Raw genomic sequence first — 20,587 nt, 5'->3', positions numbered from 1 at the left:
CATGTTTATAAAAATCCTCACGACCGGCGGTACCATCGACAAGATCTATTTCGATGCCAAGAGTGAATTCCAGGTGGGCGATCCGCAGATTACCGAGCTGCTGCACGAAGCCAATGTCAGCTTCAACTTTGAAGTCGACTCGATCATGCGCAAGGACAGCCTGGAGATCACCGATAACGACCGCCGGCTGATACATGACAGGGCGGCCGGCGAACCCGCCGAGCGGATACTCATAACCCACGGTACGGACAGCATGGTCGAAACAGGCCGGGCCCTTATGGACATCCCGGGCAAGACCGTTGTCCTTACCGGCGCCATCCAGCCTGCACGACTGCGGGTGAACGACGCTATTTTCAACATCGGCTTTGCCGTGTCAGCCGTCCAGCAACTGCCTCCCGGCATCTACATCGCCATGAACGGCCGTGTATTCGACCCTTCCGGCTCCCGCAAGAATGTGGCAGAAAACAGATTTGAGAACCTGGCCGGATAACATGAGCAATCACGATCAACTGCACCGATTTGTATTCGAAGGACTCGATGTACGGGGCGAGCTGGTACAGATGGATGCCAGCTGGAAAGCGATACTGGAACGCTACGCCTATCCCGACAATGTACGCAACCAGCTGGGACAGGCGATGGCCGCTTCCCTGCTGCTGTCAGCCATCATCAAGTTCGAGGGCTCGCTCATTCTCCAGGCCCAATGCGAAGGACCACTTACCACCCTGGTTGCCCAGGCCACCCACCAACGCATGGTCAGAGGCCTGGCACGCTGGGAGAGCGATGTACCCGACGGCACGCTCTCTGAAATCTACGGCCCTGGAAGAATGGTGCTCACTATCGACAACGTGGGCAAGGAGCGTTACCAGGGTATTGTCGGCATGGAAGGGGACACCCTTGCTCACACCCTGGAAGCCTACTTTGAAAAACCCGAACAGCTGGACACCCGCATCTGGCTGGCGGCCGATGGTGAGCGTGCAGCCGGCCTCTTCATCCAGGAACTGCCCAGCGAAAAGAAGCACGAAGAAGACTGGCGGCGGGTAGCCATGCTGGCCGATACCGTCACCCCTGAAGAGCTGCTAAGGCTCGAAGCCGAAGAGCTGCTCCACCGTCTCTTCAACGAAGAGGACATCCAGCTGTTCGACCCCGAGCCGGCGGCCTTTCGCTGCGGCTGTTCCAAGACGCGAATTGCCGACGCCCTGCGCAGCATGGGCTATGCTGACGTCAAGGAGATCCTCCATGAGCACGGCAAGATCCAGGCAGACTGCGAGTTCTGCAACAAGCAGTACCTCTTCGACAAGGTCGACGTGGAACAGATTTTTGCCCAGGACGTAAAAATAGACAGCCCGAAAACCACCCACTAGGGAGCAGGCCATGAATGGAAAAATAGCGGCACTTCTGGCAACCCTGGCCATCAGCGCGCCTCTCGGAGCTGACACGGCGCCGCTCACCTATGACCGTATACACCTCTCCGCCAACACGGGCCAGGAGGTGGATAACGACACACTGGTAGCCATTCTCTTCGCCCAGCGGGAAGGTCGCGACGCATCCAAGGCCGCGCGGGAAGTGAACACCCTGGTCAGCCGCGCCATCGACAAGGCCAAGCTGACCCCGGACATAAAGAGCCGGACCCTCGACTACACCACCACCCCTATCTACAGCAAGAGCAGTTCATTTTCAGGTGGCAGCAAGATTACAGGCTGGCGAGTGAAGCAGTCCCTGCGGCTGGAGAGCAGGAATGCCACCGGGCTGAGCGCCCTGCTGGGCAAGCTGCAGGAAGAGCTTGCCCTGGGAAACATTCAGTACACTGTCTCACCCGAGAGACGCGAGGCAGCTGAAGACCGTCTTATCAGCGATGCCATTGCAAAGTTCAAACGCCGCGCAACACTGATCAGTGGAGAAATGGGCAGCAGAGGTTACCGCGTAGTGGAAATGCACATCAATACCTCGGGGGCATCACCCCGCCCACTCCAGGTACGCGCCATGGCCATGGAGATGAAATCGGCAGCGCCACCTGTACTGGAGGCGGGAACCCAGCGTATCCAGGTCAGCGTCACTGGCAGTATAGAATTGAAACCCTGATGATCCAGGGTCTTACGGCATGTCCACCGAGTAGACACTTTCATCCTGAATTTGCACGCGGCGCTGAGCCGATAAATCGACATTATCACCACTAGGGTGTAAGCCTCAGCACAGCAGGTATGTAGTCTTTTTTTGAAAGATTCTTTATCCCTGGCAATTCCCAAAATATCCAACTAGCATCGTAACTTCATACAATCGGGGCTTATGCCTCACGCCAAGGAAAAAAGGCACTGGAACAAATGAATGAACGGAGATCATTCATTGGAAAGCAGATTGGAGAGTTTGCTTCTCATACACCCAAGGGGCTAGGGAAGGATAAAACCGCCTCGATGGATTGGACGGGCCTGTGGTACGACTTTTCTTCCCTGGTCGAGACAATTCAACAGTCCCTCGCATTGCCTGATCAGCATGAGCAACTGACACAACAAGCGGCTTGGCTCGCATGCAGGCTAAACACCCTTGCCCGTTATCAAGAGCAGCTTGCCAAGGCGAAAAGCTGCCCGCTTCCATCGACGACTCCTTGGGCATATCAACCGCTTTTCAACACACAGGTACCGGCAAGCTTTACACGCTCTTGAGACAGCAGCATGCCCTGCTGCAACCCGGCGACTACTCCTGCTTCTCTGAAGAAGCGAACATCCATCGACTGGCATCCACCAGCGCCAGGTCGGTGCTGTTCAGCCTCGTGTTCCCGTCTTCACTGCAGCAGGAAAAGTCTTTCTATTTCCCCGTCAATCCATTACAGCAGGATCAGGCACAGATCCTGGCCTACCGGGCACAGCATCAATCCACCATGCTAAAGATGAACGCCATGGAGGCGTAACAGGAGAAACTGATGACACGGACAGCACGCAGTAATCCTATGCATCGCAGGAAACTGGGAGCACTGATGTTCTCTACCCTGCTCGCCTCAACCCAACCGGTCAGGGCAGACAACCTTGAAAAGGGGTTTCTCGCCTTCAATGAAGGAAGACATGCAACGGCCATTGAGTATCTCACACCTCTTGCAGAGGGGAGTGAGCGCCAGGCGCAGTTCCTCCTGTCGGTGATCTATCAATCCGATAAAAGCAGGTACCAGGATGAATACCTTGCTTTCGAGTGATGTCTCCGCGCAGCCCTTCAAGAGCATCCGGAAGCCCAGTTCCAACTCGGCATGATGTACCTGAACGGAATCGGCGTTACCGAAGACGACACTGTGGCACTTGAGTGGATAGGAAGAGCAGCGAGCAACAGGCACCCCAGGGCAACAATGCTATATGACTACCTGTTGAACAACGATTACGACGAAGGCTGCTGAAAGAGATCCGTCAGGTCAGCACACCATCAGGGCAATTTACCCCCGTTCCGCCGAGGCCGCAGTAGCCTCCAGGATTCTTAGCCAGGTATTGCTGGTGATATGACTCGGCGTAGTAGAATTCCGGGGCCTGTATGACCTCCGTTGTAGTCCCGGGAAAGCCCTGCTTCGCCAGGGCCTGCTGAAAAGCGTCCCTGGACGCCTCTGCCATGGATTGTTGCCGCGGGGTATAGGTATAGATTCCAGAGCGATATTGCGTACCCATATCATTACCCTGGCGCATCCCCTGGGTCGGGTCGTGCCCCTCCCAGAACAGTTTCAGCAGTTCACCGTAACCAATCTCGCCGGGATCAAAAACCACCCGCACCACCTCGTTGTGCCCGGTCATTCCGCTACAGACCTCTTCGTAGGTCGGGTTTGGCGTGCATCCTGCCGCATAGCCCACCGCCGTGCTGAACACCCCATCAGCCTGCCAGAATCGCCGCTCCGCTCCCCAGAAACAGCCCGTGCCGACGCCTACACCCGCCTGCATCGCTACCTCTCTCCGGCGGTGCTCCCTGAGGGAGTAATCAACCTCGAACAGAACCTGCCAAGACAGGAGACCAGGCTTCTCGCCGCCAACGCCAACCCGGTGGCCCATAAAGCGCCGCACCCAGCACTCATCGACCTGCTGCTGCAGGCCACGTCGGAGATACACGGCCGTGGCGGCTGGTTTGAGCAAGCAGGCCAGCTCCCCTCTCCCGAATACCTCGTCTTCCCGCTGAGCAAGGAGGCCAAGCGGTTCTATGAATTCGGTCCACCCCTGCTGCAGCGCTACCTCCCCTTCTGGGCTGCCACCCTGGTGGACCGCCTGAAAGTGATGCTGTTGCCCCTGCTGGCCCTCATGATCCCGCTGTTCAAGCTCATGCCGCCCCTCTACCCCTGGAGAATCCGCTCGAGGATCTATCGCTGGTACCGCGAGGTACTGGAAATCGACCGGCACACCGATACCCCAGAGTCTAAAATAGAAGTAGCCATAGCGGACCTCGACACCATCGACAGAGAGGTCTCCAAGGTTTCCGTACCCCTCTCTTTCGCGGAGGAACTCTACGACCTGAGGCTGCACATTGGCCTGGTCAGGGAGAAACTGGAACGACTGAGGAGCGATCGATGACCACACCCAAATCCCTGGCATTGTGCTGGCTTGCACTGATACTGCTCAGCGGCTGTGCAGGCCTTGCACAGAGCCACGAATCCCCCCGCGTCAGCCTGGTAGGGATCAAGATGATCGATGTGGAGATCTTCGAACAGCGTTACGGGCTGATGCTGCGCATACAGAATCCGAATCCCGAGGCACTGGTGATCACCGGTATGAGTTTCAAGGTGGAGATCAACGAGAGAGCCTTCGCCAGCGGGGTCAGCGACAGCGCGGTCACCGTGGATGGATTTGGCGAGGCCACCCTAGATGTGGAGGTGGCCAGCAGCCTGTTCGACTTCGTGGAGCAGCTGCGTGCACTGGAGAAGCGCCATGGACAGCCACTCACCTACCGCATATATGGGAAGATCCGCCAGGCCGGTTCACCTTTCGCCATACCCTTCGAACGCAAGGGACGTATTGGCGGTCCGGCGACAGACACACCATCGGATGAAACGATTCACGCTACCTAGGGGTATAGACGGCCTCGTCAGTGACTGCAGGCCAGCGCCGGTCCGATAACGAATTCAACTGCCTGGAAACCGTGGTCATCCAGGGCGTCCTCCACGTCCTCCCAGCTACAGTCGGCATTGGCCTCCTGCACGGCTGCAATGACGCCCGTCGCATGTCGGTAGGCTTCCTGTTCATCCATATCCGCCGGAATACTCACCAGGCGCGTCTTCTCCGGATCAGCACTCTGCAATACCATCAGTTTTGCTGTCATTCCTCACTCCACTGTTTCCCTGTACGGGGATGATCTGTTCTCTATCGCCCAGCTGGGCCTTCGGACTTGCTGGCGCACTCAATACAGAGGGGAGCGGCCGGATCAAACTCCAGGCGCTTTTCTGCAATCGTCTCACCGCAGCTTACACAGTAACCGTACTCCCCTTCATTGATTCTGCTCAAAGCACCTGCAATGCGCTTCAACTCCTGTTCCCTGCGCCGCTGGTTTTCCTTGGACATGGCCTGGGCCTGAAGTGCATCCATGCAGGAGAGACGACCGACACGGGTCTGGTCCAGCTCCACGGTAGCCGCACCGTCATCCGCGGCATCCGCCACGGTCATCAGCGCCTCGCGCCGCTGCAGCAGCAGCAGTCGCCTGAATTTCTCAACATCCAGTTCGTCCATTCCTCATACCTGTGCTTGCATCAACAACTGGATCATACCCCAAATGCCGCTCCCGCGACCCAACTGACGCTTTTCTCCCTACCTGACTGATAAAAAAGGGATTCCTCTTGTTCTCCGGGCCGGAAATGACTATCCTCCGGCACTCGAATTGAACTGGAGAGAAAAACCATGTCCGATACGGATCAGCGCGTTATCTACATATTTCCCGGCCAGGGCTCCCAATACTCCGGCATCGGCAGCGACCTCTGCGCCGAATTCGAGTCCGCCTGCCGCGTCTACGAGCAGGCGAGCGACGTGCTAGGTTACGACATGGCTAGGCTGTCCCACGAGGACCCCGACAACCAGATCAACCTCACCCGCTTCACCCAGCCGGTGCTGCTCACTCACCATATCGCCTGCCTGACCGTCTACCGCGAACTGGCAGAGACGCCCCTGCAGCCGGTTGCCGCAACCGGACACAGCCTGGGTGAATACTCCGCCCTGGTCGCCGCTGAAGCGCTCAGTTTCGAAGACGCACTGCGCCTGGTCTCCAAGCGTGGTGAGCTGATGGGCACCCACGGTGAGGGGGAGATGGCAGCCCTGACTGTAGATCTTGAGACCGCCCAGCCCCTCGCAGACAAGCACTTTTGCGGCATCGCCGGTCTCAACCTGACCGACCAGACCGTGGTAGGTGGTACCAGCGCGGACCTGGATGCACTGGCCGCCGAGATGGCGGAGGTACACCCCAAGAAGAAAGCGGTGAGACTCAAAACCGAGGGCGCTTTCCATACCTACTACATGGTCACCGCGGCTCGCCATTTCCGCGAGGAACTGGACAAGGTTCAGATCAATGCGCCACAAATCAAGGTACTCTCGAACTATACCGGTGGATTCCACGAAGCAGACGCCGAGACCATCAAGTCCCGTCTCTTCTTCCAGCTGTTTCATCCAGTGAACTGGGTCGGTTGCCTGCAGAGCGCCCTGGATGACGGCATCAACCTCTTCGTGGAGTTCGGCGGCGGTATTGGTAGCGGTGAAGGCCCGGCTGAAAAACGGCCCAACCTGGAGGGCATCATCAAGAAGTTTACCCGCCGTACCAAGCCAAAGCCCGAGTACCTGCCGGCGATCAACCTGGAGAGCATCCGGACAACTGCCGGTGTTGAGTGATCATCACTCTACCGTGCTTAACAAAAGGGCCCTCAGGGCCCTTTTGTTTGCCTGGTCCAGGCCGTTTTTCGGTAGGACTCAGAGCACCGATATTGCGGTGTCTGCCGAGGTTTGAGGTAGCAGTGCCGGGGGACTCTGGGAAATCATCTCGCGGAAGTGCTCAATGAAAACCGGGGGACTGTAATAATAACCCTGGATCAGATCGATATTGCGCAGTTGGAGAAATTGCATCTGCTCATCGGTCTCCACGCCCTCTGCGACCAGTTCGAGATCAAGGGCATGGGCCATGGCCACTATGGCCTCCACCAGCGCTTCGTCACTGGGATCGATACCGATATCCCTGACAAAGGAACGGTCGATCTTCAGTACATCCATGGGGAAGCGCTTCAGGTAACTGAGGGATGAGTAACCGGTTCCGAAATCATCCAGTGCGAGCCTGACCCCCTGATCCTTGAGTGCCCTGAGGGTATCCAGTGTCTCCGGCGCATCCTGCACCAACAGGCTTTCGGTAATTTCCAGTTCGAGCAGCTCAGGCGGCAGCCCTGTCTCTTGCAATGCCTCTTCAACACTCAGGAGCAGGTTTTCACCTCGAAACTGGCGTGACGAAATATTGATAGCGACATTGATCGGCACCTGGCAGACATCCCGCCACCGGTTGGCTTCACTGGTAGCCTGCCGGATGACCCACTGACCTATGCTAGAGATCAAGCCCGCATCCTCTGCAACGGATATGAACTGGTCAGGCGGCACCCAGCCGAGATCAGGGTTATGCCAGCGCAACAAAACCTCTGCCCCGGCAATGAAGCCATCCCTGGTACTCACTTTCGGTTGATATACCAGGCTCAGCTCATCCCGCTCCATGGCACGTCGCAGTCGTGATTCTATGGCCAGGCGCCGTTCTGCATCCTCGCGCATCGCACGGGTGAAGAGGTGATAGGTATTGCGCCCCTTGGCCTTGGCGCCGTACATCGCCGCATCAGCCGACTGCAACAGTTTTTCCGGTGACTCGCCGTCATCCGGGTAGAAACAGATCCCTACGCTGCAGCTGGCGAACACCTCCCCCGCACGCAATACGAACGGCCGCTGAAATTTGTCCAGCAGTTTACGCGCCACCACCTCGGCATCCCTCGGCTGATTCAGGCCCTCCAGCATAATGACGAACTCATCACCGCTGATCCGGTATAGCGCATCGGTATCACGCAGGATTTCCTGCATACGACTGCCCGCAAGCTGCAACAGTTCGTCACCCGCCTTGTGACCCAAGGTATCGTTAACCGTCTTGAAGTTATCCAGGTCGGCAAACAGCAGGGCCACGCGACTGCGCTCACGATGTGCCCGTACGAACGCCTCCATCAGCCTCGGCATCATGTAATTCTTGTTTGGCAACCCGGTCAGATCATCGAAGTTCGCCTGGCGGATAAGCTTGCGCTCATACTGTTTGCGCTCTGTATTATCCAGCGCAACGCCGATGGCACCATAAACCTGGTTATCCATATCCAGCAGCGGGGAATAGTGGATCTCGTAAGTGTCGCCATCCACTTCGATATCGGTGACGAAACGCTCACCCGCCAGGGCCTGGTGCGCATGTGAAACGACCTGCGGTATACCGGCATAAACGCTGAACAGATTATCCCCGACACATGCCCTCGGAAAGGTATCGGATTGCCAGAAACCGGTATCAACGAAAAACGTGAGATTACCCTGTGTATCCAGCGACCATAAAGAGATGGGTGCACTGGTGACCACCGACTGCACCAATGCCTGCCGCTCCCGGGCCATCTGCTCAGCCTGTTCACGTACCGTAACGTCCATAGCCGTCGGCTCTTCGCGCTCGGAATACTGCAGCCGCGCCTCAACGGGATAGGTACTTCCATCTTCTCTTCTGTGGCGAACCTGCAGTGCCATGGAGTGCTCCGGCGTGCTTTTCAATGCAGCCGCTATCAATTCGAAATCACTGCGGTCTTTCATATTCAGGAGATCCAGGGCCGTCATATCCAAGACCGCACCCTCTTCATACCCCAGGCTCTCCAGTGCACCCGTGTTGATCATCTTGCATCTCAAATCCCGACCATCGAACACGTAGACCTCACTGGCGCTGCCATCGAGAATACGGGAGAGGCGGTTGCCAAGGCGGCTCTTCTCCCGCTCGAGGTCTTCAAGCAGGTTCATGTTTTCATAGCGAAGATGGAGCGAGGTGAGAAACGACTCATGCATTCGCTTGCCTGCACGCAACAGGAAGAGCAGCAGGGCGATCACCAGCACACCCATACCGAGATGGAGATTGGTCCCCTGAAGCAGTGAGGCTATGCCAACTGGGATCAGGGTTGGCGTGGCATAGCTGACGTAGGAGTGATAATCCGGAGCGTGGACGGTCAAGGCGCCGGCAGCCAGTCCCGCCAGAACAAGCACCGTGAAGATCTGGTACTGCACCTGGTCCACCGGGAAAAACTGCACACCGGCCCAACCCCAAACCAAGCCGGTCAACAGAACGCCGATACGGTGCTGGCGAAGCCATTCCCCCGCTGAACGTTTATTGAAACGCTCCTTCTTGTATGCCCAGGCCTCCCAGCCACGCAACAGGAGCACTACAACCAGGACAGACAACCAGAGCCCCGAGGTATCAAGGGCTATGTGGGGTGAATGCACCCCGAGAAATACCAGGGCGACAAAAAAAGTGACCAGCACAGACTGCGCGGCCCCATCAAAGAGCATACTCGCCTGGTCAGACTGGATAGCCGATACGTCCGCTCTTCGTGAGCTTTCCATTCCCTCTCCTCGATAATTCCCTATACGAGATTAACGATTGGATATCCCTGCACTGCTTCGGCACATAGGAACCTTACTTTAATTCAAGTATGGACCAAATATTGAGCCGACAAGAAAAAAAACTATTTTTCCAGTTAATTAACAAAGCGTTAGAACGGCTGAAAAAACCCAACCGGACACATCTTTGAGGGTCAGGATGCCGAATGATAATTAAACACTTATGACGATCCCATCTGACATCAACATTCGAACAAGAAAACGCATACGGGTGGCCTGCTCGCTAGACCTGATTTCCGGCCTCTCTCTGCAGGGTTACACCAAGGAGATCTCCCTTGACGGCGTTTTCATGGAGAGCCAGGGTTTTTCGTTGATGGGTCGCCGTCCGCCCCAGCAGGGCGATTCGGGCGCATTTACCCTCTACTTCAAAAAGCGGGGGCAGCTCTGCCACATCAAGATGCATTGCACGTTGACCAATGTCGTCTCAAACGGCCTTGGATTGAGCATCAACTACTCTGGCCTGACACGCCAGGACCATGAGTTGCTAATGGATATTTTACGGAGGGAATCCGATCGACTGGACTAGCATGCTGAATATCGCCCTTTGAAAATCACTGCACGTCCGCGATCAGTCATGACATCCGCCTGCAGCTCAACACTTGAACGTCGCCCACCTTTTACATCATCCAGAAAAGCGGCGAACTGGCCATCCCCGGGCTCACGACAACGCGCTTCAATGATCCCCCTTACCGGCAGGCGATAGCTGATGCCCCCATCGGCCAAAACACTCTGGGCAACAACCCCCGCCTCCTGAAACTTCAGATGCAGGAATCCCCAGCAAGTGATGGCGCATATGGCATAGAGACTGCCACCGAAAGCCGTGCCGTGAATATTGATATTCGGCTCCAGGTCGGCCTGAACCACCAGTTCCGTCCCGTCACAGCCGGCTACCCTGACCCCCATGTGGGCGGTCAGCGGCACCTCCTGGTGAAGTATCTCTTCCAGCTTTTCAGCTGTACCCCGGTTCATTTTTCGCTGCTTGTGGGAACCTGCCGATAGTGTTCGGTCACTTGATCAGGCGCGTCGAAGTTGACATTGAGATCGGTGCGCACCACCATGTTGGCCACGTTGCGGTGGACAAACAGCTCGCCGGGCAACAGGCCCACGATCTCGTTGGCCGGTACACGACTGTCAGAGCAGCCAATCCAGAGATACTCGGGACGTTGCTGTTCCGAGAGCCGTTGAAAAAACAGAGGCTCCCGCTGCTTGATTTGCCCTGCCCACTGCAGATTGTTTTCAAACAGTTTATCCAGTGCTGTCATAAGTCTACGGCCTTAATGATGTTAAACCGACACGGATAGCGATCAGGCCTGCTCTAGCTCTACCAGGGTGCCGCAGAAATCCTTGGGGTGCAGAAACAGCACCGGTTTGTTGTGAGCGCCGATCTTGATGTCGCCCAGGGCACGGGCACCGCTCTCTTTCATCTTCGCTGCAGCCGCCTCGATATCCTCCACCTCGTAGCAGACATGGTGAATACCGCCGCTGGGGTTCTTCTCGAGAAACTTCGCTATGGGAGAGTCTTCGCCAAGTGGATGCAGCAGTTCGATCTTGGTGTTGGGCAACGCCACAAAAACCGTGGTCACCCCGTGCTCAGGCAGTGGGAGAGGCTCAGATACTTTCGCACCAAGGGTATCCCGGTAGACGACCGTACCCGCTTCGAGATCCGGTACCGCAATAGCAACATGGTTCAGTTTTCCGATCATTTCGTAACTCCAGATTAGGGGGCTTGTAGGAGCAGACTTGTTCGCGAACGGCTTACAAACATATCCATTGCTGATCGCGAACAAGTTCGCTCCTACGAAGATTTTTTACTCAGAAAAAGTTCAAGCAGTTCTGCTGCGGCCAGGGTAGCGGGGATGCGCCCCTCCATTACCTCCCGTTCCAGTTTGGGTATGCGCTGCTTCAGGCAGTCATCGTCACGCAAAACGGCAACCAGGTTCTCGGCCGTCTCGGACCACATCCAGGCCTTGGCCTGGGTTGCACGGCGCTCTTCGAGTTCACCTGACTCACCCAGGGTATTGCGATACTCGCCGATGAGTTCCCAGGCCTCCGGGATACCCCGTCCCTTCAAAGCCGAACAGGTCTTGACCGGCACCTTCCAGTTGCGGGTACGGGGATGGAGCAGCTTGAGAGCATGCAGGTAATCCGACGCACTGAGATTGGCGGCAGACGCCATGTCGCCATCCGCCTTGTTCACCAGAATCAGGTCCGCCAGCTCCATGATGCCCCGCTTGATACCCTGAAGGTCATCGCCGCCCCCGGGCAGCAGCAGTAGCAGGAACATGTCGGTCATATCCGCCACCGCGGTCTTGGACTGCCCCACGCCAACCGTCTCCACGATCACCACGTCGAACCCTGCCGCCTCGCACAGCAGCATGGTCTCCCGGGTACGGCGGGCCACACCACCAAGGGTGCTTCCCGCAGGGGAGGGGCGAATAAAGGCACCGCGCTGCCGCGACAGCTCCTCCATGCGCGTCTTGTCACCGAGAATGGAGCCACCGGTCAGTGCGGAGGTGGGATCTACCGCCAGTACCGCGAGTCGGCGCCCCTTACCCAGGATATGCATGCCGAGGGCCTCGATGAAAGTGGACTTACCCACCCCCGGCACCCCGGAGATGCCTATGCGGACAGAGTTGCCGGCATGGGGAGAAAGCCGCTGCAACAGCGCTGTCGCCTGCTCCCGGTGATCCCCCCGGGTCGACTCCACCAGGGTAATGGCACGGGAGAGTACCCGGCGGTTGCCCGCCAGTACCTGTTCAGCCAGCTCCTCGATTTGACCGCTCATTCAAACTCGATAATTGCCTGGTCCACCATCAGGCTGTCGCCCGGCTCCGCCGCTATCTTTACAACCACGGCATCCTGCTCGGCCCGCAGCACGTTCTCCATCTTCATCGCCTCGATGACCGCCAACTCTTCTCCGGCCTTCACCTCCTGGCCGGCTTCCACCGAAACCTTGACCAGCAGCCCAGGCATGGGCGAGAGCAGGAACTTGGAAAGATCGGGAGCCACCTTTTCAGGCATCAACGCATGCAGCTCGGCCGCACGGGGGGTCATCACCTGGGCATCGGTGCGGGCACCGCGATGGAACAGGCTGTACCAGAGGCCGTTGCGCTCCACCTGGAAACAGAGGGGCTCTCCGTTGATGGTACCCTCGAACAAGGGCTGGCCCAGGGCCCAGTCGGTGATCACCGAGTAGGCCTTGCCGTCGTACTCGACGTGGTAGCCGTTCTGGGTCAGCTTGGTCACCACCTGGTGTGCGTTACCGCCAATAATCACTGCCCACTCATCGTTGACCTTGCGTTCGTGGCCACGCATCTGCCCGCTCATGCAGGCAGCGCGGTCCATGTAGTTGCGATGAATCATGGCCGCCACCACGATGGGTTTGGCGGGATCCTCCTGGGGCACCATCTCGGCGTTGAAGCCTTCAGGATACTCCTCTGCAATGAAGTTGGTGGTGAGTCTCCCCTCCTGGAAACGGGGATGTGCCATCAGTGCATTGAGGAAGCTGATGTTATGCTGCACGCCGCGGATGTAATACTCGTCCAGGGCTACCTGCATGCGGGCAATCGCTTCGTCACGATCCGCACCATAGGTCACCAGCTTGGCGATCATGGGATCGTAGTACATGGAGACCTCGCCACCTTCATAGACACCGGTATCCACGCGCACGTTGTCGATCTCCTCCGGTGGCTGGTAGTGCACCAGCCTGCCGATGGAAGGCAGAAAGTTGCGAAAGGGATCCTCGGCATAGACCCGGGACTCGATGGCCCAGCCGTTGAGCTGCACATCGTCCTGCCCCAGGGAGAGCTTCTCGCCCGCCGCCACCTTGATCATCAGTTCCACCAGGTCCTGGCCGGTAATCTTCTCGGTGATGGGGTGCTCCACCTGCAGGCGTGTGTTCATCTCCAGAAAGTAGAAGTTGCGATGGGCATCGACGATGAACTCAACGGTGCCAGCCGAGCGGTACTGAACCGCCCTGGACAGGGCCACGGCCTGCTCGCCCATCGCCTTGCGGGTCGCCTCGTCCAGGAAGGGCGAAGGAGCCTCTTCGATCACCTTCTGGTGACGGCGCTGAATGGAGCACTCGCGCTCGTTGAGGTAGATGACATTGCCGTGGGTATCGGCCATCACCTGAATCTCGATGTGACGGGGCTCCTCGATGAACTTCTCGATGAATATCCGGTCATCGCCAAAGCTTGACCGGGCCTCGTTGGTTGCACGCTCGAAACCGTCACGGGCCTCTTCGGCGTTCCAGGCCACGCGCATACCCTTGCCGCCACCCCCAGCGGATGCTTTCAGCATCACCGGGTAGCCGATCTCGTCGGAAATCTTGACCGCCTCGTCGGCATCCTTGATCACCTCGGTGTAACCGGGAATGATGTTGACCCCGGCCTCACCCGCCAGTTTCTTGGAGGTGATCTTGTCGCCCATGCTGGTGATGGCGTAGAGTGCCGGACCGATGAAGGCGATGCCCTCTTTCTCCAGGGCTTCGCAGAAGGCGGCGTTCTCTGAGAGAAAGCCGTAGCCGGGATGCACCGCCTGCGCACCGGTCTCCTTGCACGCCTGGATAATACGCTCCATCACCAGGTAACTCTCGGCAGAGGGTGCCGCACCGATATGAACCGCCTCGTCGGCCATGTGCACATGCAGTGCATCCTTGTCCGCATCGGAGTAGACCGCCACGGTCTTGATGCCCATCTTGCGTGCGCTTTTCATAACCCGGCAGGCAATCTCGCCGCGGTTCGCTATCAGAATCTTTTCAAACATTTTCAAGCCTTGTGTTCTTTACAGCGGAATGTTGCCGTGTTTGCGCCAGGGGTTCTCCAGATCCTTGTCCGCCAGCATAGCCAGGGAGCGGCAGATCCGCTTGCGTGTGCTGTGGGGCATGATCACGTCATCGATGAAGCCACGACTACCCGCCACGAAGGGGTTGGCGAATTTCTCGCGGTACTCCTCGGTGCGCTGGTCGATCTTTTCCTGGTCGCCCAAGTCCTGGCGGAAGATGATCTCCACCGCCCCTTTCGGTCCCATCACGGCGATCTCGGCCGTGGGCCAGGCCAGGTTGACGTCGCCACGCAGGTGCTTGGATGACATCACGTCATAGGCACCGCCGTAGGCCTTGCGGGTAATCACCGTCACCTTGGGCACCGTCGCCTCGGCATAGGCGTAGAGCAGCTTGGCACCGTGCTTGATGATGCCGCCATACTCCTGGGAGGTACCGGGCAGGAAGCCGGGAACGTCCACCAGGGTCACCGCCGGGATGTTGAAAGCGTCACAGAAGCGCACGAAACGCGCCGCTTTCTTGGAGGAATCGATATCGAGACAGCCCGCCAGCACCATCGGCTGGTTGGCAACGATGCCCACCGTGGAGCCCTCCATTCGGTCGAAACCGGTGATGATGTTTGCCGCATAGTCGGCCTGGAGCTCAAAGAAGTCGTTGTCGTCTACGATCTTGTAGATCAGTTCCTTCATGTCATAGGGCTTGTTGGGGTCCGCGGGCACCAGGGTATCCAGCGAGGGGATCTTGCGGTCCGCAGGATCGTCCGTCGGCCAGACCGGGGGCTTGTCCTTGTTGCTTGCAGGCAGGAAATTGACGAAGCGGCGAAGCATCAACAGCACCTCCACGTCGTTCTCGAAGGCGAGATCCGCCACACCTGATTTGCTGGCGTGGGTCATGGCACCACCCAGTTCCTCGGCGGTCACCTCTTCATGGATCACCGTCTTCACCACGTCGGGACCGGTCACGAACATGTAGGAGGTATCCTTGACCATGAAGATGAAGTCGGTCATGGAGGGTGAGTAGACCGCGCCACCGGCACAGGGCCCCATGATCATGGAGATCTGTGGCACCACGCCGGAAGCGAGTACATTGCGCTGAAAAACGTCGGCATAGCCGGCCAGGGACTCGACACCTTCCTGGATGCGCGCACCACCCGAATCGTTCAGCCCGATCACTGGCGCACCCACCTTCATGGCGTGGTCCATCACCTTGCAGATCTTCTCGGCGTGGGCCATGGAGAGAGAGCCGCCGAACACCGTGAAATCCTGGCTGAAGACGAACACCAACCGGCCACTGACCGTGCCGTAGCCTGTCACAACGCCGTCGCTTGGCACCTTGTGGTCCTGCATGCCGAAGTCGGTGCAGCGATGCTCCACGAACATGTCCCACTCTTCAAAGGTTCCGGGATCCAGAAACAGTTCGATACGCTCCCGGGCCGTCAGCTTGCCCTTGGCATGCTGCTTGTCGATACGCCCCTGGCCACTGCCGATGCGGGCCGCCTGGCGCTTCTCTTCAAGCTTGCGAATGATCTCTTGCATAGTTATTCACCAAGTATTGGTTTTGTGTCCAGTCTCAGTAGGAGCGAACTTGTTCGCGATCGGCAGTGACTACAATGCGCCATTTCGCGAACAAGTTCGCTCCTACCGCTTCCCATTAATAATCAGCCACGCTGCTTCTTGATCAGCGCAATCATCTCCGACGCCGCTTCAGTGATGTTGGTGCCAGGCCCATAGACAGCGGCCACACCCTCATCCAACAGCACCTGGTAATCCTTGGGCGGAATAACGCCACCGCAGACCACCAGGATATCTTCCGCACCCTCCGCCTTGAGGGCAGCGATCAACTGCGGCACCAGGGTCTTGTGCCCTGCCGCCAGGGAGGAGACGCCGATCACGTGGACGTCGTTCTCCGCCGCCTGCCGCGCAGCCTCTTCCGGGGTCTGGAACATGGGCCCGATATCTACATCAAAGCCCAGGTCGGCGTAGGCGGTGACGATCACCTTGGCACCCCGGTCATGACCGTCCTGGCCCATCTTGACCACCAGCATGCGGGGACGCCTTCCCTCTTCCCGTGCGAATTCATCTATCTGTTGCTTGATGCCTTCGAACATCTCGTCACCCTCATAGGCAGAACCGTAAACCCCCGCCACCGAGCGGGTCACCGCCTTGTGCCGCCCGTAGACCTTCTCCAGTGCATTGGAGATCTCTCCCACGGTGGCCCGTGCCCGTGCCCGTGCCGCATCAACTGCCAGTGCCAGCAAGTTGCTGCTGCCATCTTCAGCCGCCCGGGTCAACGCATCCAGTGCATGCTGGCACGCACTGTCGTCACGTGTTGCACGCACCTCTTCAAGGCAGGCCACCTGGGCCTCGCGAACCGCGGTGTTATCGATATCCAGCACCTCGACCTCGGGTTCCTCCTCGAGCTGGTACTTGTTGACGCCGACGATCACCTCCTCGCCGCGGTCGATCCGAGCCTGGCGCAGGGCAGCCGCCTCTTCGATCCGCAGCTTGGGCATACCCGACTCCACGGCCTTGGTCATGCCGCCCAGGGCCTCCACCTCACCGATCAGCTTGCGTGCCTCGGCGACAAGCGAATCGGTCAGACTCTCTACATAGTAGGAGCCCGCAAGGGGATCGACCACCTTGGTGATGCCGGTCTCCTCCTGGATCACCAGCTGGGTATTGCGGGCTATGCGGGCAGAAAAATCCGTGGGCAGAGCCAGTGCCTCGTCAAACGAATTGGTATGCAGGGACTGGGTACCGCCCAGCACCGCGGCCATCGCCTCGATAGCGGTACGCATCACGTTGTTGTAGGGATCCTTTGCGGTAAGGCTCACGCCGGAGGTCTGGCAGTGGGTGCGCAGCATCTTGGAGCGCGGGTCCCTTGGCTGGAAATGCTCTTCCATCAGCTCTGCCCACAACAGCCGCGCAGCTCGCAGCTTTGCCACCTCCATGAAGAAGTTCATACCAATGGCGAAAAAGAACGAGAGGCGGGGCGCAAACCTGTCCACGTCCAGTCCCTTGTCGATGGCAGCACGCACATACTCCAGGCCGTCTGCAATAGTGAATGCCAACTCCTGAACGTTGGTCGCCCCCGCTTCCTGCATGTGGTAGCCGGAAATGGAGATGGTGTTGAACTTGGGCATCTTCTCCGCGGTATAGCCAATAATGTCGGCAACGATCCGCATGGAGGGCGCCGGCGGATAGATATAGGTGTTACGGACCATGAACTCCTTGAGGATGTCATTCTGCAGGGTGCCGGCCAGTTGCTCCGGGGCGACCCCCTGCTCTTCAGCAGCAACGATGTAGTTAGCCATCACCGGCAGCACCGCTCCGTTCATGGTCATGGAGACCGACACTTTGTCCAGGGGAATGCCGTCGAAGAGGATCTCCATATCCTCTACCGAATCAATGGCCACACCTGCCTTGCCCACGTCGCCTACCACGCGTTCATGGTCGGAGTCGTACCCCCTGTGGGTCGCCAGGTCGAAAGCCACCGAAAGGCCCTGCTGACCTGCGGCCAAATTACGCCTGTAGAATGCATTGGACTCCTCAGCGGTAGAGAAACCGGCATACTGGCGCACGGTCCATGGACGCCCTGCATACATGGTGGCGCGGGGGCCACGCACGAAGGGAGCGAAACCGGGCAGGCTGTCGGTATGGGCCACGGAAGCAAGATCGTCAGCCGTATAGAGCGGCTTGACGTCGATCCCCTCGGGGGTCTTCCAGGTCAGCTCGTCCAGCGGACGCCCCCGTAGCTCCTTCTCCGCAAGCGAGTTCCAGTCATCGATGGTCGGTTTAGGCGAATCGGCCATAGTGTTTCCAGGTAGATGGTGGTTTGATTACTCTCGATTTCCATGGCGAAGAGAGAGCGAGGGTGCCGCGGAGTGGGCAGCTATTCAGTTCACTGCCCGCTCCGCGTCTTTGCGCCCCGGGGTATCGACTCAGGATTTCTGTGCGTAACCGATGCGTATCAGCGCCTCGATGATCTCGTCCAGGATGGCCGGATCATCGATGGTTGCCGGCATCTTGTACTCCTGACCGTCGGCGATCTTCTTCATGGTGCCGCGCAGGATCTTGCCGGAACGGGTCTTTGGCAAACGGTCCACCACGGTCACCTTCTTGAACGCCGCCACAGGACCGATTTTCTGACGCACCAGGGCAACCAGTTCGGCGATAATCTCCTCGTGATCCCGGTCGACACCGGCCTTGAGCACAACCAGGCCAACGGGCAGTTCACCCTTGAGCTGGTCCGCAGCACCGATAACGGCACACTCGGCCACGTCTGGATGGGAGGAGAGCACCTCCTCCATACCGCCGGTAGAGAGGCGGTGTCCGGCCACGTTGATGATGTCGTCGATACGACTCATGATCCACAGGTAACCGTCCTCATCCTTGTAGCCGGCATCACCGGTGAGGTAGTAGCCCTCCTGTGCGCTCAGGTAGGACTCGACGTAGCGCTCGTCGTTCTGCCACAGGGTAGGCAGACAACCGGGAGGCATGGGCAGCTTGATCATGATACGGCCGATCTCCCCGGCCTGCTCCTGGTTGCCGTTTTCGTCCAGGATCTGTACGTCGTAGCCGGGTACGGCACAGGTGGGAGAGCCCGCCTTCACCGGCAACTGCTCGATACCCAGGCAGTTGGCGGCGATGCCCCAGCCGGTCTCGGTCTGCCACCAGTGATCGATCACAGGCACCTGTAGCTTGGTCTGCGCCCACTCGAGGGTATCAGGGTCACAGCGCTCACCTGCCAGGAACAGTGATTCGAACTTCGACATGCCGTACTTCTGCAGGTATTCCGCTTCCGGATCTTCACGCTTGATGGCACGGAACGCAGTAGGCGCAGTGAACATCACCCGGACATTGTTCTCGGATATGACGCGCCAGAAGGCACCCGGGTCGGGGGTACCCACCGGCTTGCCTTCGAACATGATGGTGGTGCAGCCATGGAGCAGCGGCGCATAGACGATATAGGAGTGACCAACGACCCAGCCCACATCCGATGCCGCCCAGTAGACATCCCCCGGATCGACGTTATAGATGTTCCTCATACTCCACTTCATCGCCACCGCGTGGCCGCCGTTGTCGCGTACCACTCCCTTCGGGATGCCGGTAGTGCCGGAGGTGTAGAGAATATAGAGCGGATCGGTGGCGGCCACGGGCACGCAATCTGCGGGCTCAGCCGCTGCTGCAGCTTCCACCCAGTCCACGTCACGCCCCTCCTGCATGGCGGCAACCGCCTGGGGGCGCTGGAAGATAACCGTATGATCCGGCTTATGGGCAGAAAGCTCGATGGCCTGGTCCAACAGTGGCTTGTACCCGATGACCCTTGCACCTTCGATGCCGCACGAAGCGGAGACGATCACCTTGGGCTTGGCATCGTCGATACGGGTCGCCAACTCCTTGGCAGCAAAGCCGCCGAAGACCACCGAGTAGACAGCCCCGATTCGGGCGCAGGCCAACATGGCAATGGCCGCTTCGGGAATCATGGGCATATAGACGATGACCCGATCGCCTTTATCCACGCCCTGGGCCTTTAGCACGCCGGCGAACTTTGCAACCGCATCGCGCAGTTCGCTGTATGTATACGTAGTCTTGGAATCAGTTACCGGGCTGTCATGGATCAGTGCGGGCTGATCACCCCGGCCACCATCGGCGTGTCGATCCAGCGCGTTGTAACAGGTGTTGAGCTCACCACCTGAAAACCATCGGTAAAAGGGCTTGTTGGAATCATCCAGAACCTTGTCCCAGGGCTTGACCCAGTCGATATCCGCTGCAGCCTCTCCCCAGAAGCCTTCGGGATCCCCCATTGAACGCGCATAGATCTCTTCGTAGCTCATTGTTTTATCTTCCACGCTGGTGGTTGGATACAGGGCATGACACATGACACCTTCACACCAAGCTGCAAAGTAGTTTACTTTTTTACTCCATTGTCACGTTTACGTAAAGTAATTTTTTCTCCCTAACTGCTTAGTTTTATAGATTTTTTATGGTTTTCATCATTCCTGTATGGTATACCCCGTTATTTGCTAATTTATTTGCATACAACGGAGGCACATGCAAATAAAGCGAGCCCGATTTTTTACTGACATACGAAGAAATATAGTTCCTTTTAAAAACCCCTTTGATAATCCAGATCAATAAAGCGACCCATTCGCTTTGCC

The 20,587-nt window shown here is 58.0% G+C and carries 19 protein-coding genes and 3 pseudogenes; 10 read left to right on the top strand and 12 right to left on the bottom strand.

The window, feature by feature from the left end; all coding sequences use genetic code 11:
- The first annotated feature begins 1 nt into the window (after position 1).
- From BOW53_RS00385 to BOW53_RS00360, 6 genes and pseudogenes are all read left to right on the top strand, one after another.
- Complete coding sequence (locus BOW53_RS00385) at positions 2-490, top strand: asparaginase domain-containing protein (protein WP_078485551.1); 489 nt, start codon at positions 2-4, stop codon at positions 488-490.
- A 1-nt stretch (position 491) separates the two neighbouring features.
- Positions 492-1,361, top strand: coding sequence for an Hsp33 family molecular chaperone HslO (gene hslO, locus BOW53_RS00380; protein WP_078485550.1), 870 nt, complete (start codon positions 492-494; stop codon positions 1,359-1,361).
- Between the two features lie 10 nt (positions 1,362-1,371).
- Positions 1,372-2,079 carry an SIMPL domain-containing protein gene (locus tag BOW53_RS00375; RefSeq protein ID WP_078485549.1) on the top strand — a complete coding sequence of 236 codons (708 nt, stop codon included), beginning with the start codon at positions 1,372-1,374 and terminating at the stop codon, positions 2,077-2,079.
- Positions 2,080-2,521: 442 nt separating this feature from the next.
- Entirely contained in the window at positions 2,522-2,902 is a 381-nt protein-coding gene (locus tag BOW53_RS00370; RefSeq protein ID WP_135606930.1) for a hypothetical protein, read from the top strand.
- A 12-nt stretch (positions 2,903-2,914) separates the two neighbouring features.
- Positions 2,915-3,181 carry a hypothetical protein gene (locus BOW53_RS00365; RefSeq protein ID WP_135606929.1) on the top strand — a complete coding sequence of 89 codons (267 nt, stop codon included), beginning with the start codon at positions 2,915-2,917 and terminating at the stop codon, positions 3,179-3,181.
- A gap of 39 nt (positions 3,182-3,220) precedes the next feature.
- Positions 3,221-3,376, top strand: a pseudogene (locus BOW53_RS00360) (hypothetical protein); the annotation flags it as partial.
- Positions 3,377-3,386: 10 nt separating this feature from the next.
- Here BOW53_RS00360 and msrA read toward each other — a convergent pair.
- Positions 3,387-3,884 (bottom strand): annotated as a pseudogene (msrA, locus tag BOW53_RS00355) (peptide-methionine (S)-S-oxide reductase MsrA); the annotation flags it as partial.
- 39 nt (positions 3,885-3,923) lie between these two features.
- On the opposite strand from msrA, the gene BOW53_RS00350 reads away from it, so the two are divergent.
- The gene (locus BOW53_RS00350) at positions 3,924-4,526 is read left to right on the top strand and encodes a hypothetical protein (RefSeq protein WP_245831900.1); all 603 of its coding nucleotides are present in this window, start codon (positions 3,924-3,926) and stop codon (positions 4,524-4,526) included.
- Positions 4,523-5,020 carry an LEA/WHy family protein gene (locus BOW53_RS00345; RefSeq protein ID WP_078485543.1) on the top strand — a complete coding sequence of 166 codons (498 nt, stop codon included), beginning with the start codon at positions 4,523-4,525 and terminating at the stop codon, positions 5,018-5,020. The genes BOW53_RS00350 and BOW53_RS00345 overlap by 4 nt, the downstream gene beginning before the upstream one ends.
- A 17-nt stretch (positions 5,021-5,037) precedes the next feature.
- On the opposite strand, the gene BOW53_RS00340 is transcribed toward BOW53_RS00345, so the two are convergent.
- Together BOW53_RS00340 and BOW53_RS00335 are read right to left on the bottom strand one after the other, a co-directional pair.
- A complete protein-coding gene (locus BOW53_RS00340) occupies positions 5,038-5,271 on the bottom strand; it encodes a hypothetical protein (RefSeq protein WP_078485542.1) in 234 nt (77 codons plus the stop codon).
- Between the two features lie 41 nt (positions 5,272-5,312).
- Positions 5,313-5,675 (bottom strand): TraR/DksA family transcriptional regulator, encoded by a 363-nt coding sequence (locus BOW53_RS00335; protein ID WP_078485541.1) that lies wholly within the window; start codon positions 5,673-5,675, stop codon positions 5,313-5,315.
- 168 nt (positions 5,676-5,843) lie between these two features.
- Here BOW53_RS00335 and BOW53_RS00330 point away from each other — a divergent pair, with 168 nt between their 5' ends.
- Positions 5,844-6,821, top strand: a complete 978-nt coding sequence (locus BOW53_RS00330) for an ACP S-malonyltransferase (protein ID WP_078485540.1) — start codon at positions 5,844-5,846, stop codon at positions 6,819-6,821.
- 78 nt (positions 6,822-6,899) lie between these two features.
- Here the strand turns inward: BOW53_RS00330 and BOW53_RS00325 are convergent, their stop codons facing one another.
- Positions 6,900-9,587: a putative bifunctional diguanylate cyclase/phosphodiesterase gene (locus tag BOW53_RS00325; RefSeq protein ID WP_078485539.1), complete on the bottom strand. Its 2,688-nt coding sequence runs from the start codon at positions 9,585-9,587 to the stop codon at positions 6,900-6,902.
- 220 nt (positions 9,588-9,807) lie between these two features.
- Between BOW53_RS00325 and BOW53_RS00320 the strand changes: the two genes are divergently transcribed.
- Positions 9,808-10,170 (top strand): hypothetical protein, encoded by a 363-nt coding sequence (locus tag BOW53_RS00320; protein ID WP_078485538.1) that lies wholly within the window; start codon positions 9,808-9,810, stop codon positions 10,168-10,170.
- Here the strand turns inward: BOW53_RS00320 and BOW53_RS00315 are convergent.
- The 8 genes and pseudogenes from BOW53_RS00315 to BOW53_RS00280 all read right to left on the bottom strand — a co-directional run bounded on the left by BOW53_RS00315 (position 10,167) and on the right by BOW53_RS00280 (position 20,263).
- Positions 10,167-10,613 carry a YiiD C-terminal domain-containing protein gene (locus BOW53_RS00315; protein WP_078485537.1) on the bottom strand — a complete coding sequence of 149 codons (447 nt, stop codon included), beginning with the start codon at positions 10,611-10,613 and terminating at the stop codon, positions 10,167-10,169. The two genes, BOW53_RS00320 and BOW53_RS00315, sit on opposite strands and share 4 nt — an antisense overlap.
- Before the next feature lie 65 nt (positions 10,614-10,678).
- A pseudogene (locus tag BOW53_RS00310) lies at positions 10,679-10,906 on the bottom strand (carbonic anhydrase); the annotation flags it as partial.
- A 42-nt stretch (positions 10,907-10,948) separates the two neighbouring features.
- Positions 10,949-11,347, bottom strand: coding sequence for a methylmalonyl-CoA epimerase (gene mce / locus BOW53_RS00305; RefSeq protein WP_078485535.1), 399 nt, complete (start codon positions 11,345-11,347; stop codon positions 10,949-10,951).
- Between the two features lie 92 nt (positions 11,348-11,439).
- Positions 11,440-12,429 carry a methylmalonyl Co-A mutase-associated GTPase MeaB gene (gene meaB, locus BOW53_RS00300; protein ID WP_078485534.1) on the bottom strand — a complete coding sequence of 330 codons (990 nt, stop codon included), beginning with the start codon at positions 12,427-12,429 and terminating at the stop codon, positions 11,440-11,442.
- Positions 12,426-14,411, bottom strand: a complete 1,986-nt coding sequence (locus tag BOW53_RS00295; protein ID WP_078485533.1) for an acetyl-CoA carboxylase biotin carboxylase subunit — start codon at positions 14,409-14,411, stop codon at positions 12,426-12,428. Before BOW53_RS00295 ends, meaB begins: the two co-directional genes overlap by 4 nt.
- 18 nt (positions 14,412-14,429) lie before the next feature.
- Positions 14,430-15,962: an acyl-CoA carboxylase subunit beta gene (locus BOW53_RS00290; RefSeq protein WP_078485532.1), complete on the bottom strand. Its 1,533-nt coding sequence runs from the start codon at positions 15,960-15,962 to the stop codon at positions 14,430-14,432.
- Positions 15,963-16,084: 122 nt separating this feature from the next.
- A complete protein-coding gene (gene scpA, locus BOW53_RS00285) occupies positions 16,085-18,238 on the bottom strand; it encodes a methylmalonyl-CoA mutase (RefSeq protein ID WP_078485531.1) in 2,154 nt (717 codons plus the stop codon).
- Positions 18,239-18,367: 129 nt separating this feature from the next.
- Positions 18,368-20,263, bottom strand: coding sequence for a propionyl-CoA synthetase (locus BOW53_RS00280; protein WP_078485561.1), 1,896 nt, complete (start codon positions 20,261-20,263; stop codon positions 18,368-18,370).
- Positions 20,264-20,587: the final 324 nt, after the last annotated feature.

It is taken from the genome of Solemya velesiana gill symbiont (genome assembly GCF_002020805.1).
Classification (GTDB): domain Bacteria; phylum Pseudomonadota; class Gammaproteobacteria; order Chromatiales; family Chromatiaceae; genus Sedimenticola_A.
Note: the sequence above shows the minus strand (reverse complement) of the source record. Positions and strands in the feature narration are given on the sequence as shown.

What these genes read in the sequence shown, in the direction of transcription:
- BOW53_RS00365 (WP_135606929.1), top strand. Translation starts at nt 2,915, where the DNA reads ATGACACGGACAGCACGCAGTAATCCTATGCATCGCAGGAAACTGGGA.
- meaB (WP_078485534.1), bottom strand. Translation starts at nt 12,429, where the DNA reads ATGAGCGGTCAAATCGAGGAGCTGGCTGAACAGGTACTGGCGGGCAAC.
- BOW53_RS00385 (WP_078485551.1), top strand. Translation starts at nt 2, where the DNA reads ATGTTTATAAAAATCCTCACGACCGGCGGTACCATCGACAAGATCTAT.
- hslO (WP_078485550.1), top strand. Translation starts at nt 492, where the DNA reads ATGAGCAATCACGATCAACTGCACCGATTTGTATTCGAAGGACTCGAT.
- BOW53_RS00290 (WP_078485532.1), bottom strand. Translation starts at nt 15,962, where the DNA reads ATGCAAGAGATCATTCGCAAGCTTGAAGAGAAGCGCCAGGCGGCCCGC.
- BOW53_RS00335 (WP_078485541.1), bottom strand. Translation starts at nt 5,675, where the DNA reads ATGGACGAACTGGATGTTGAGAAATTCAGGCGACTGCTGCTGCTGCAG.
- BOW53_RS00330 (WP_078485540.1), top strand. Translation starts at nt 5,844, where the DNA reads ATGTCCGATACGGATCAGCGCGTTATCTACATATTTCCCGGCCAGGGC.
- BOW53_RS00345 (WP_078485543.1), top strand. Translation starts at nt 4,523, where the DNA reads ATGACCACACCCAAATCCCTGGCATTGTGCTGGCTTGCACTGATACTG.
- BOW53_RS00375 (WP_078485549.1), top strand. Translation starts at nt 1,372, where the DNA reads ATGAATGGAAAAATAGCGGCACTTCTGGCAACCCTGGCCATCAGCGCG.
- mce (WP_078485535.1), bottom strand. Translation starts at nt 11,347, where the DNA reads ATGATCGGAAAACTGAACCATGTTGCTATTGCGGTACCGGATCTCGAA.
- scpA (WP_078485531.1), bottom strand. Translation starts at nt 18,238, where the DNA reads ATGGCCGATTCGCCTAAACCGACCATCGATGACTGGAACTCGCTTGCG.
- BOW53_RS00340 (WP_078485542.1), bottom strand. Translation starts at nt 5,271, where the DNA reads ATGACAGCAAAACTGATGGTATTGCAGAGTGCTGATCCGGAGAAGACG.
- BOW53_RS00320 (WP_078485538.1), top strand. Translation starts at nt 9,808, where the DNA reads ATGACGATCCCATCTGACATCAACATTCGAACAAGAAAACGCATACGG.
- BOW53_RS00280 (WP_078485561.1), bottom strand. Translation starts at nt 20,263, where the DNA reads ATGAGCTACGAAGAGATCTATGCGCGTTCAATGGGGGATCCCGAAGGC.
- BOW53_RS00370 (WP_135606930.1), top strand. Translation starts at nt 2,522, where the DNA reads ATGCAGGCTAAACACCCTTGCCCGTTATCAAGAGCAGCTTGCCAAGGC.
- BOW53_RS00325 (WP_078485539.1), bottom strand. Translation starts at nt 9,587, where the DNA reads ATGGAAAGCTCACGAAGAGCGGACGTATCGGCTATCCAGTCTGACCAG.
- BOW53_RS00315 (WP_078485537.1), bottom strand. Translation starts at nt 10,613, where the DNA reads ATGAACCGGGGTACAGCTGAAAAGCTGGAAGAGATACTTCACCAGGAG.
- BOW53_RS00295 (WP_078485533.1), bottom strand. Translation starts at nt 14,411, where the DNA reads ATGTTTGAAAAGATTCTGATAGCGAACCGCGGCGAGATTGCCTGCCGG.